Below are 11,978 nucleotides of genomic sequence, written 5' to 3' on the forward strand. Positions count from 1 at the left end.
GGGCGGGCCGTCACTCCGCCGCTTCGGGCAGGCGGGTCAGGCCGAGCCGGCGGCGGGCCCAGAGGTGGAGGTCGTGCCAGGGATGGCGGTCGCGGGTGCGGAAGGTGCGCCCGGTGCCCGCCTGCGGCCGGCGCGGCAGCGGCCGGCCCTGTTCCAGCCGGGCGAGATGTTCGGCCAGCCGGTCGATGGCCATCTTCTCGGCCCGGCAATAGAGGCGCTCGGCATTATCGTCCGCATGGAGGGGCGGCACCACCAGTTCGATGATGTCGCCGGTGTCGATGCCCGCGTCGACGAAATGGATGGTCGAGCCGATGCGGTCGAAGCGTTCCTCATAGAGGGCGAAGAAGAAGCAGTGGTTGCCGCGATAGAACGGCAGGTAGCCGCCGTGGATGTTGATGGCGCAACGGCCGGCCTCCAGCACCGGCGGCTTCAGGATGCTGGTGCCCATCACCACCGTGACGTCGGGCCGGCTGGCGCGCAGCAGGTCCGCCACCGCCGGGGCGTTGGCCGTCTCCGTCTCCAGCCACACCGCACCCGGCACGGGGCGCGGGCCGCCGCCGCCGAAATAGGCGCGGCGGTAGCGGTTGAGCCCGGTCAGGTCGCGCCGCAGCCGGTGATAGCGCGCCCACAGCCAGTCGCGATAGCGGCCGCGCCGGCGCAGGCGCCGGGTCTGGGCGTCGCCCGGCTCCACCACCACGGCGGCGATGTCGAAGCGCTCGGCCAGCCGCGCCACCAGATAGCCGTGGTGGGCGTCGTCGGAGCAGAGGATGGCGATCCTCATCGCCGGGCCTCGCCAATGGCATGGTCGGCGGCGTCCAGTTCCTGCGCCGCGTGGCGCCAGCGGCGGTCGATCTCCTGTCCGCGCCCGACCAGGGTCCGCCAGCCCGCCTGCTCGGCCGCGATCGCCGCCCGGACGCTGGTAGCGGCGGGCCCGCCGCCGAAGCGCGTCGCCGCCACCACGGCGTCGAGCGAGACGGCATCCGCATCGCTTTCCAGGCGGTCGGCGAAGCTCTCCGTCACGGTCTCGTGCAGCCTCTCGCGGCCGCCGGCGGCCAGCGCTTCGGCAATGGCGGCGCCCACCTGGTGATGAGCCTCGCGGAACGGCACGCCGGCCCGCGCCAGCTGGTTGGCGAGTTCGGTGGCGGCGGTGAAGCCGGCGGTGGCGCTGCGGCGCATGGCGGCGGGCGCGGGCCGCGCGAAGGCGATCACCAGCCGGGACAGCGTCACCGCATCGGTGATCGCCCGCAGTGCCTCCCAGATCACGCCGACCCCCTCGGTATTGGCGGCGATGGTGTTGGAGAACGGCTTGGCGTGGCTGGCGGCGGCGGCCGTCACGAAGGCGCCCAGCGGCTTCGCGGCGAGGCCCTGCACATGCTCCAGCAGGAAGGGATTGCGCTTCTGCGGCATCATCGAGCTGGAACCGACCAGGCCGTCCGGCAGCCGCAGGAAGCCGAATTCCGGGGTGGACCAGACGAGCAAGTCGGTCGCCATGCGGCTCAGCGTGACGCCGAGGATGCCGGCAGCCGAGAGCAGGCGCAGCGCGCAGTCCCGGCTGGCCACGGCGTCGATGGAATGGCCGACCGGATCGGTGAAGCCGAGCAGGCGGGCGGTGAGGCGCGGGTCGATGGGAAAGCTGGTGCCGCCCACCGCCCCGGCGCCGAGCGGGCAGTGGTCGAGGTCCGGCAGCACGCCGTCGAGCAGCGCGCGGGCATCGCGCCCGACGGCGCAGGCGATGCCCGCCAGCCAATGGCCGAAGGTGACGGGCAGGGCGGGCTGGAAATGGGTATAGGCCGGCATCACCACGTCGAGGTGCCGGCGGGCGCGGGACAGCAGCACCGCCTCCAGGCGCAGCAGCTCGCGCAGCAGCCGGCGGGCAGGCACCCGCAGCTTGAGGCGGAACAGCGTCGCGCCGAGGTCGTTGCGCGAGCGCCCGGTGTGGAGCGCGCCGCCGGTCTCCCCGCCCAGCCGCTCGATGAGCAGGGACTCATAGAGCAGGTACAATCCGCGCGGCGCCGGCCGGCCGCGCAGGGAGGCGAAATTCTCCACCCGCAGCGCCGCGATCAGCGCCAACAGCGGCGCGGCCCGTTCCGGCGGCAGGAGGCCCCGGCGGCACAGCATCACCACATGGGCGCGGTCGATCTCAGTCATCAGCCACAGGTCGCTGTCGATGGCGGCATCCGCCGTGTCGCCGAACACGATGTGCCGGGCGCCGGGGCAGAGGCCGTGGGCGATGCGGCCGGTGTTCTCCAGGGCGCGGGTCACCGGGCGTCCCCGGCGATGGTCAGGTCCAGCGCGGCCCGGCCCCGCTCGGCGGCGGCCGCCGCCATGTCCTCGCTGTCGCCGCAGGCGATGACGTGACCGGCGCGGTCGCGGAAATCGCCGGACAGGGTGATGGCCTCGCCCACGCGGCGGTAAAGGGCGACATCGCACACCCCGGCCACGCTCCGTGCTGCCTCCATGCCGGTGATGTCCGCCAGCCGCCCGGCGACGCGGGGCAGGACGAAGCGGATGGCGGCATGGCGCTGAAAGCTGGGCGCGAGGTTCGCCGGCCGGCCGGTGGCGAGGCGGATGGCGGCGTCGATCAGATCGATGCCGGTGGCGAGCCGCACCAACTCGGGAATGAAGCCGCCGGCGAGGCGCGGATTGACCTCGATGACGACCGGCCCGGCCGGCGTCAGGCGCAGCTCGATATGGACGGCGCCCCAGCGCAGATCGAGCGCCGCCAGCGTCCGCACCGCCGCCACCGCGATCCGCCGCGCGTCCTCGGGCGCCAAGGCGGCGGGAAAGTCGTGGCCGGTCTCCACGAACAGCGGCGGGGGCGAGACGTGCTTGCGGGTGATCCCGACCACGGCGCCGGCCAGGGTCTCGACGGAGAATTCCGGCGCGTCGACGAAGCGCTCCACCAGCACCTGCGCGCCGGTGGCGCCGGCCGGGGCGGCGTCGAACAGGGTGCGTGCATGGGCCGCCACCTGGCCTATATCCCGGCACAGGCGCACGCCGACGCTGCCGCTGCCGGCCACCGGCTTCACCACCACCGGCCATCCCAGCGCCTCCGCGGCGGCCACCGCCTCGGCAACGTCCGACGCGGGCGCGAAGCGCGGCTGGCCGATGCCGGCCTCGGCCAGCCGGCGGCGCTGCGACAGCTTGTTCCGGCAGCGCGCGATGGCCTCCGCCGGCGGGGCGGGCAAGCCCAGCTCGCGGGCGATGGCGGCGGCGGTGCCCACCCAATATTCCGACGACGAGGTGACGCCGGCCACGGCGCGCTCCGAGGCCAGGGACCGGCACAGCGCCGGCAGGCCCGCCCCGTCATCGGCGGCCATACGCACATGCTCGACGCCGTCTTCCGCCAGATAGGGATAGCGGCTCGCGTCGGCGCAGATCATCAGCGGGTGGAGGCCGTGCGCCCGCGCCATGCGGGCGAACAGCCGGCCGGTGCCGCTGGTATTGCTCTCGATGAACAGCAGGGTCTGCATGGTCAGGCCCCACCCGAAAGCTGCGGCACGTCAAATTGCCCCACCGGCCGGAAGCCGCTGGTCGGCAGAGGGAAGGCCGCCGGTTCGGGACAGCGGACCGGCAGCCAGGGCCGGTCCACCAGCAGCAGCATGATCCGCGCCTGCGGGTGCCGGCGGGCATGGCGGTCGGCCACCGCATAGCCGGCGGCGCTGCCGGCGCCGGGCGCGAGCCCCTTGTCGATCAGCAGCTTCCAGCCGGCGGCGGCGGCCTCGTCCGGGTCGCAGCAGTGGATTTCGTCGCACGGCTCCGGCGCGGCTGGAGGAGGCCCGCCGCCGCGCACGTCCACGCCGATGACGCGCAAGGCGGGATTGACGTAGCGCAGGAAGCGGCCGAGCCCGGACAGGGCATAGGCCGCCTCCAGCGGGCCGATCAGGCAGTCGATATGGCCGACGCCCTCGGACATGATCTCGGCCGCTTCGGCGAAGGCCAGCCCTTCGCCCAGCCGCCGGGCCAGCGCGCCGGGCGTGGCGCCGGGCGTGGCGCCGGCCGCCGCCGGCTGGACAGAGGCGCCGAGATAGGCCAGCCGGCGTTCCGTCAGCGGATCGTAGCCCCGGGCCGAGACGGCGATGAAGCCGTGGCCGCGCGCGCGGCAGGCCAGCGCCAGCGCCAGCGCCATCTGCGCGTCGGTGGTCTCCACCGTGAGGGTCAGCGCCTCGCCCTCCGCCTCGGCGGCGCGCACCAGGTCGATCGCCGGCAGCATCTGCAGCAGGCTGCCGAACAACGCGGCATACAGCTCGCCGTGCAGGTGCAGGATTCGCGGCTGGGCGAGCGCCGCATGGACCGAGGGGAGAGGATCGCGGATGCTCACCCGCCCCTCCGCGCGTCGTCGCCCGCGGTGCGGAAGCACCACGCCTCGGTGATGCCGAGATCGGCGAGGCCGTGGCGGGCGGCATCGACGCGGCGATGCAGGTCCGGGCTGTGCGGATCGAACAGGATGCCGGCGATGATGCCGCTGTGGGCCACCTGAAGGCCCACCCCGCCGGCCTCGGCGGCGATGCGCTCCAGGCCCGCCAGGTGCCGGCGCGGCAGGAAGCGCTGGTTGATGCGGGCGCTGGCCGAGGCGGCGCGGCCGAGCAGCGCGCTGTCGCCGGTGAACGCCGCCCGCCGCAGCAGCCCGACCACGGGCCGGAACGCCCGCGTCTCCACCTCGTCATAGCTCGCCGGCGGATGGGAGAGGGTGTCCACCCCTTCGTCCTCCTCCGAGGTGCGGAAGCCGAGCACCGTCAGCGGCGGCAGTCCGCCGGGCAGCGTCTCGATGACATGCCCGCCGCGATGGGCGAACACCATGGCGCAATCGTCGAACATGATCGGATCGGAGGCGGTCTCCGCCGCCACCGCGAGGCGGGCGATGCGCTCCGCCGGCAGCCGCTCGCCGAAGGCGTCGCAGACCGCGCGCACCGTCGCCGTGACGTCCGCCGTGGAGGAGCCGAGGCCCCAGCGCAGGGGGATGTTGCTGTCGATGGACAGCGCGCCGCCCCAGCTGTCCTGCCCCAGTTCCTTCAGCGTCAGCGCGGCGGCCTCAAGCGCCTTCGCCTTGCCGGCGGGGACGGAGCGCAGCGGCGCCTCGGGCTCCGGGGCGAACGTCGCCGTGGCGTGGAAGACCTCGCACGGCAGGGTGATGAGGCCGCGGCAGAAACCGCCGTCGCGGGTGGGAAACATGCCCTGGACGATCTCGCCATGGTGGCCGATCGCCCGCCCCGTGCCCTTCGCCCGGGCCGGCCGCCATTGCAGCGTTCGTGGCTGAGTGTTCATGATCTTAAGGCCCAGTGTGACGGCGCGCGCAGCGATGCCCCGAGGTCGCCGGCCAGCAGCGGGGCAAGGTGCGCGGCGAAGTCATGGATGAAGAAATGGTCGCCGGGGACCGTGTGGTGGCGGAAGCGTCCGGTGGTGTGCCGCCGCCACGCGGCCATGTCCTCGGGCGGGACGAAATCGTCGTCGCGCCCGCCGAAGCAGGTGATCGGCAGCGGCAGGGGCGGCAGGCCCTCCGGGCACGCCCACGCCTCGCACAGGCGGACGTCGGCACGCAGCGCCGGGATCAGCAGCGCGGTGAGGTCGGGCGCCGCCTCCAGCATGCCGGAGATGCGGCCGAGCCGGCCCAGCTCGGCCAGGAAGGCGTCGTCGTCGAGCCCGCCCAGCGGGCCGAGGCGGGCCGGCAGATGGGGCGCGCGGAAGGCCGAGACGAACAGGTGGAGCGGGCCCGGGCCGCCGCGCGCCCGCAAACGATGGGCCAAGGCGAAGGCGAGCAGCGCCCCCATGCTGTGGCCGAACAGGGCATAAGGCGCGCCGGCCAGCGGCGCCACGGCGGCCTCCAGCTGCGTGACCATGGCGTCGAGATCGTCGATGGCCGGCTCGCCGATGCGGTCCTGCCGGCCCGGCAGCTGGATGGCGCAGACCTCGGTGCCCGGCGGCAGGTGGTTGCGCCAGCCGTTGAACAGCGACGCCCCGCCGCCGCCATAGGGCAGGCAGAACAGGCGCACGGCGGGCGCGCCCTCGGCCCGCTGGCGGCGGACCCAGCGCGTCGCATCGGCCGCTGGCGGGAGGGCGTTCACGGTGTGCCTCCCGCCGTCACATCGCCGTCGGGCAGGGCCTCGATCTCGTCCAGCAGGGTCGCGGATGCCTCTTCCTCGTCCAGCAAGGCGGAGACGACGGCATCCGCCAGCCCGGCGATGGTCGGCCGCTCGAACAGCAGGCGCAGCGGCAGGGAGATGTTGAGCGTGGACTTGATGCGGCTCATCACCCGCGTGGCCATCAGCGAATGGCCGCCCAGGTGGAAGAAATCGTCAGTGACGCCGACGCGAGCGATGCCCAGCACCTCGCCCCAGATGCCGGCCAGCAGGTCCTCCACCGGCGTGCGGGGGGCGAGGAAGACGCCCTCCCGCTCCGATCCGGCGCCTTCGCCGCGCGGCAGGGCGCGGCGGTCGATCTTGCCGCTGGCGGTGGTGGGCAGGCGCTCCACCGCGATCAGGTCTGCCGGCATCATATGCTCCGGCAGCATCCGCCGGGCGTGGTTGCGCACGGCCTCCAGCGACAGGCCGGGCGCGGCCGCGACCACATAGGCAGCGAGGCGGGCGGCCCCGGTCTCGCCGGTCCACACCGTGGCCGCCGCCTCCGCCACGCCGGGGCAGGCCGCCAGCACCGCCTCGATCTCGCCGAGCTCCACCCGGAAGCCGCGGATCTTCACTTGTCCATCGCGGCGGCCGAGGAAGGTCAGCCGCCCGTCCGGCAGCCAGCGGGCGATGTCGCCGGTGCGGTACATGCGCCCGCCCGCCGCGCCCGCGAACGGATCGGGCAGGAAGCGCTCGGCGGTCAGTTCGGGCGCGCCGAGGTAGCCCTGCGCGACGCAGGCGCCGCCGAGATGGAGTTCGCCGGGAACGCCGATGGGCTGGGGCTCGCCCCGTTCGTCCAGCACATAGGCCCGGCAATTGGCGATGGGCCGCCCGATGGGCGGCAGCGCCGGCCAGCCGGCGGGGTCACCGGCCAGCACCTCCTCCGTCACCACATGGGTCTCGGTGGGGCCGTACTGGTTGCGCAGCCGGGCGACGCCCGCCCGGCGCACCAGCTCGGCCACGGCGGGGGTGATCTGCAATTGCTCACCGGCGGTGACGATCTCCCGCAGGGCGCCGGGCTCGTGCCAGTCCGCCGCCGTCGCCGCCAGCGACTGGAGGGCGGCGAAGGGCAGGAACAGCCGGGCGATTTCCGCGCTGCGGATGCGCGCGCCGAGCCGCTCCATGTCCCGCCGCTCGTCTTCCGTCGGCAGCACCAGCGTGCCCCCGTTGGCCAAAGTGGAGAGGATCTCCTGCGCCGACACGTCGAAATTCAGCGAGGCGAATTGCAGGGTCCGGGCCGGGGCCTCGCGGGCGATCTGCCAGGCCACCAGGTTCGCCAGCGGGCGATGCGGCATGGCCACGCCCTTGGGCACGCCGGTGGAGCCGGAGGTATAGAGCAGATAGGCCAGGTCGCCGGGCGCGACCGCGCTGTCCGGAGCCGTCGCGGGCTGTCCGGCGATGGCCTGCGCCGCCGCGCCGAGATCCAGCACGCCGAGCCCCTCGGGCCGCGCCAATGCCGCCAAAGCGGGCGCGCTGCCGACCACCAGGGCCAGCTCCGCATGGGCGAGGACGCGGGCGAGACGATCCGGCGGATAGGCCGGGTCGAGCGGCACGTAGCAGCCGCCCGCCTTCAGCACCGCCAACACGGCGACCACCATGTCCGGCGTGCGCTCCAGGCACAGGCCGATGCGGGCGCGGTCGCCGATGCCGATGGCGCGCAGGTGGTGGGCCAGCCGGTTGGCGGCGGCATCCAGCTGGCCGTAGGTGAGCGCGCCGGCATCGCTCTCCACGGCCGGGGCATCGGGCGCCCTGCGGGCGGCCCGCTCCACCAGATGGTGGGCGCACAAGCCCGGCTCCAGATCGGCCCGCGTGTCGTTGAACGCCTCCACCACCAGCCGCCTCTCCTCGGCGGAGAGGAAGGACACGCGCGACACCGGCGTGTCCGGCTGGGCGACGAGCGCGGCCAGCAGGGCGCGGAAATTGTCCGCCATGCGGGCGATGGAAGCCGCCGCGAACAGGTCGGTGCTGTATTCGAACACGGCGCGCAGGCCCTCGCCCTCTTCCACCAGGAACAGGGAGAGGTCGAACTTGGCGGTGCCCGTGCCGGTCTCCACTTCGCCGCCGCCGGGGCCGGGCGCGTCCGCCCGCGTGTGGTTCTGCAACACCATCATCACCTGGAACAGCGGATGATGCCCGAGGCTGCGCTCGGGCTGGATCTCCTCCACCAGCCGCTCGAAGGGGAGATCCTGGTGGGCATAGGCGGCAAGGGTGGTGTCGCGGACGCGGTCGACGACCTCGGCGAAGCTGGGGTCATCGGCCAGCGACGTGCGCAGGACGAGGGTGTTGACGAAGAAGCCGATGAGCGGCTCGACCTCGACGCGTGTGCGGTTGGCGATGGGTGTGCCGACGACGATGTCGTCCTGTCCGCAATAGCGCAGGAGGAGGACCTTGAAGGCGGCGAGCAGGGTCATGAACAAGGTGGCGCCGCGCTGCTGGCCGAGGGTGCGCAGGCGCTCGGCCGTCGCCGCCGGAACGGCGAACTGGTACAGGTCGCCGCGCAGGCTCTGCATCGGCGGCCGCGGGTGGTCGGTGGGCAGCGCCAGCACCGGCGGGCAGCCGGCCAGCCGCTCCCGCCAGAAGTCCAGCAGGGCTTCGATCCTGTTGCTGCTCATCCAGTCGCGCTGCCATTCGGCGAAGTCGGCATACTGGATCGGCAGCTCCGGCAAAGGCGAGGGCTTGCCGCGCGCGAAGGCGGCGTAGATGGCCTCCACCTCATGCACCAGATTGCCCACCGACCAGCCGTCGCAGACGATGTGGTGCATGTTGAGCAGAAGCACATACTCGTGAGGCCCGAGCCGCAGCAGCCTGGCGCGGAACAGCGGGCCGTGGGCGAGGTCGAACGGCGCATGCGCCTCGATCCGGGCGAGGCGGTCGGCCTCGCGGCGGCGGCTTGAGGCCTCCAGCTCCGACAGGTCGACCAGCGGCAGCGCCACGTGCCGGGAGGCGGCGATGATCTGGCATGGCCGGCCGCCCACGGTGCGGAAGGTGGTGCGCAGGGTCTCGTGGCGGCGCACGATCTCGTTGAGCGTCCGCTCCAGGGCGGGGATGTCGAGCGGCGCGCTCCAGCTCATGTGCTGGTGCACATTGTAGATGGGATTGCCGGGATGCAGCTGGTCGAGGAACCACAGCCGCTCCTGCGCGAAGGACATGTCGAACTGGTAGTAGGTCTCCGATGGCGGCGGGGCCGAGAGCAGGGCGGTCATGTCAATCCTCCAGCGCCGCGGGCAGGGGCGCGCTGCGGGCCTCGCGCCGGCTCGCCACCAGCGCCGGACCGGCGGTGGCGCCGGAGGCGCGGACCTCTTCCACCGCCTTGGCGAGCTGGGCGATGGTCGGGCATTCGAACACCAGGCGCAGCGGCAGCTCCACGTCGAGCGCCGCACGCAGGCGCGAGACCACGCGGGTCGCCAGCAGCGAATGCCCGCCGAGGTCGAAGAAGTCGTCCGCGATGCCGATCCGCCGGGCGCCCAGCAGTTCGGCCCAGATGGCCGCCAATTCCCGTTCCACCGGCGTGGACGGGGCCACATAGGCGGCGCGCGCGCCGTCCAGAACTTCGTCCGGGGCGGGCAGCGCCTTGCGGTCCACCTTGCCGTTGGCGGTGAGCGGCAGCGCCTCCACCGCCACGAAGGCGGCCGGGATCATGAAATCCGGCAGCGTCCGCCGCACCAGGTCGCGCAAGGCGTCGAACGGGGCATCCGGGCCGGCGGGCACCACATAGGCGACGAGGCGCTTGTCGCCGCCCGGCACGGGCCATGCCACCACGGCCGCCTGCCGCACGGCGGGATGGGCCTGGAGCACGCTCTCGATCTCCGCAGGCTCGACGCGGAAGCCGCGGATCTTGACCTGGAGATCAGCACGCCCGAGAAAATCGAGCGTGCCGTCGGGCAGGATGCGGCAACGGTCGCCGGTGGCATAGAGCCGCGCGCCGGGATGGAAGGGATCGGCGACGAAACGCTCGGCGGTCAGTTCCGGCCGGCCCAGATAGCCCAGGGCCACCCCGCCGCCGCCCACATAAAGCTGCCCCGGCACGCCGACGGGGACCAATTGCATGGCGGCATCCAGCACCAGCATGCGCACATTGGCCAGCGGCCGGCCGATGGACAAGGGCCGGTCCGCCGGCGGCGGGGCGTCCAGCGCCAGGGTGGAGCAGAAGGTGGTGGTCTCGGTCGGGCCGTAGACATGCAGCAGGCGCCGCGGCGGCCCTGCCAGCAGGCCGCGCCGGACCAGGGCGGGATCGACCACGTCGCCGCCGACCAGCAGCAGCTTCAGGCTGCCGTAGACGTCCGGCACGGCGGTCACCGCCTGCGCGAACAGAGCGGCGGTCTGGTAGAGCACATCGATGCGCGCCTCCCGCAGCCGGGCCTTGAGCGCGGGGGGATCGATGACGGTCTCTTTGGCGAGGCCGACGAGGCAGGCGCCGGAGGCCAGCGCCCCCCACACCTCATAGGTCATGGCGTCGAACATGGGGTTGGAGGCCTGCGCCACCCGCACCCCGGCACCGAGGGGAAAATCCCCCATGGCATCCACCAGCCACACCACGTTGCGATGCTCGACGGCGACGCCCTTTGGTGTTCCGGTCGATCCGGATGTGTAGAGCACATAGGCGAGGGCATCTGTCGGGAGGTCGATGTCGAGGGGCGCGGGATCGAGGGCGGCGGCGGCGGCGCGGCAGGCGTCGAGGGGGAGGACGGCGCAGCCCTCGGGCACGGCGAGGGCCTCGGGCAGGGGATGGTCCGTGATGAGCAGAGCGGCGGCGCTGTCGGCGAGCATGAAGGCGGAGCGCTCGGCGGGATAGGCGGGATCGAGCGGCACATAGGCGCCGCCGGCCTTGAGGATGGCGAGCAGCACCTCCACCATCGCCGCGCCNCGGTCGAGGCAGAGNGCGACGCGGGTCTCCGGCCCGACGCCGNGNGCNNGCAGGTGGCGGGCGAGGCGGTTGGCGGCGGCGTCGAGGTCGGCATANGAGACGANGGNGCCGTCNTGCTCCAGGGCGGGNGCGTCNGGNGTGGCGGCGGCCTGGCGNNCCACCAAAGCGTGGATGGTGCCGTCCTGCGGCCAGGGGCGTTCGGTCCGGTTCCAGTCCTCCAGGATGCGGCGGCGCTCGTCGGCATCCAGCAGGGGCAGGCGGGCGACGGGGCGGTCCGGCTGGGCGGCGGCGGCCTCCAGCAAAGTGAGGAAGTGGCGGCTCAGGCGGGCGATGGTGTCGGGCTCGAACAGGGCGGCGGCGTATTCGAAGGCGGCGGCGGTGCCGCCGGGGGTGTCGGCGAGCGTCAGGGTGAGGTCGAACTTGGCGGTGCCGGTGGTGGCCTCGGGCGGGCGCTCGGGCGGGGGCGGGGCGGCGGTGCCGCGGGCCTCGGTCTCGGTGGCCGAGGCGTTGTAGACGAACATGACCTGGAACAGCGGATGGTGTCCGAGGCTGCGCTCGGGCTGGATCTCTTCGACAAGGCGCTCGAAGGGGAGATCCTGATGGGCATAGGCGGCAAGGGTGGTGTCGCGGACGCGGTCGACGACTTCCGTGAAGCTGGGGTCTGCGGCGAGGGACGTGCGCAGGACGAGGGTATTGACGAAGAAGCCGATGAGCGGCTCGACCTCGACGCGTGTGCGGTTGGCGATGGGTGTGCCGACGACGATGTCGTCCTGCCCGCAATAGCGCAGGAGGAGGACCTTGAAGGCGGCGAGCAGGGTCATGAAGAGGGTTGCGCCGCGCTGCTGGCCGAGGGCGCGCAGGCGCTGCACCAAAGGGGCGGGGATGGTGAAGGTGAAGAGGCCGCCGGCATAGGACTGCACCGGAGGATGGGGCCGATCAGTTGGCAGGTCGATGCGGGCGGGGCAGTCGGCCAACTGGTCGCGCCAGTAGGAGAG

At 73.3% G+C, this 11,978-nt stretch carries 8 protein-coding genes; all 8 read right to left on the reverse strand.

Annotation, left to right across the window (positions count from 1 at the left end; genetic code table 11):
- Positions 1–10 precede the first annotated feature (10 nt).
- Positions 11–781, reverse strand: a complete 771-nt coding sequence (locus YU1_RS0122085) for a formyl transferase (protein WP_029005937.1) — start codon at positions 779–781, stop codon at positions 11–13.
- Positions 778–2,262: an argininosuccinate lyase gene (gene argH, locus YU1_RS0122090; RefSeq protein ID WP_029005938.1), complete on the reverse strand. Its 1,485-nt coding sequence runs from the start codon at positions 2,260–2,262 to the stop codon at positions 778–780. The genes YU1_RS0122085 and argH overlap by 4 nt, the downstream gene beginning before the upstream one ends.
- Positions 2,259–3,473 carry an ATP-grasp domain-containing protein gene (locus YU1_RS30680; RefSeq protein WP_035716323.1) on the reverse strand — a complete coding sequence of 405 codons (1,215 nt, stop codon included), beginning with the start codon at positions 3,471–3,473 and terminating at the stop codon, positions 2,259–2,261. Before YU1_RS30680 ends, argH begins: the two co-directional genes overlap by 4 nt.
- 2 nt (positions 3,474–3,475) lie before the next feature.
- Complete coding sequence (locus tag YU1_RS0122100; RefSeq protein ID WP_029005939.1) at positions 3,476–4,321, reverse strand: PALP domain-containing protein; 846 nt, start codon at positions 4,319–4,321, stop codon at positions 3,476–3,478.
- Positions 4,318–5,265: a GHMP family kinase ATP-binding protein gene (locus tag YU1_RS30685; RefSeq protein ID WP_084540042.1), complete on the reverse strand. Its 948-nt coding sequence runs from the start codon at positions 5,263–5,265 to the stop codon at positions 4,318–4,320. Before YU1_RS30685 ends, YU1_RS0122100 begins: the two co-directional genes overlap by 4 nt.
- Positions 5,262–6,062 carry a thioesterase II family protein gene (locus tag YU1_RS30690; protein WP_035716324.1) on the reverse strand — a complete coding sequence of 267 codons (801 nt, stop codon included), beginning with the start codon at positions 6,060–6,062 and terminating at the stop codon, positions 5,262–5,264. Before YU1_RS30690 ends, YU1_RS30685 begins: the two co-directional genes overlap by 4 nt.
- Positions 6,059–9,322, reverse strand: coding sequence for a non-ribosomal peptide synthetase (locus tag YU1_RS32180; protein ID WP_051357174.1), 3,264 nt, complete (start codon positions 9,320–9,322; stop codon positions 6,059–6,061). The genes YU1_RS30690 and YU1_RS32180 overlap by 4 nt, the downstream gene beginning before the upstream one ends.
- A 1-nt stretch (position 9,323) precedes the next feature.
- Positions 9,324–11,978, reverse strand: a 2,655-nt coding sequence (locus tag YU1_RS32185; RefSeq protein WP_156922368.1) for a non-ribosomal peptide synthetase, incomplete at its 5' end; no start/stop codon positions are given.

The sequence above is a fragment of the Azorhizobium doebereinerae UFLA1-100 genome (assembly GCF_000473085.1).
GTDB lineage: Bacteria > Pseudomonadota > Alphaproteobacteria > Rhizobiales > Xanthobacteraceae > Azorhizobium > Azorhizobium doebereinerae.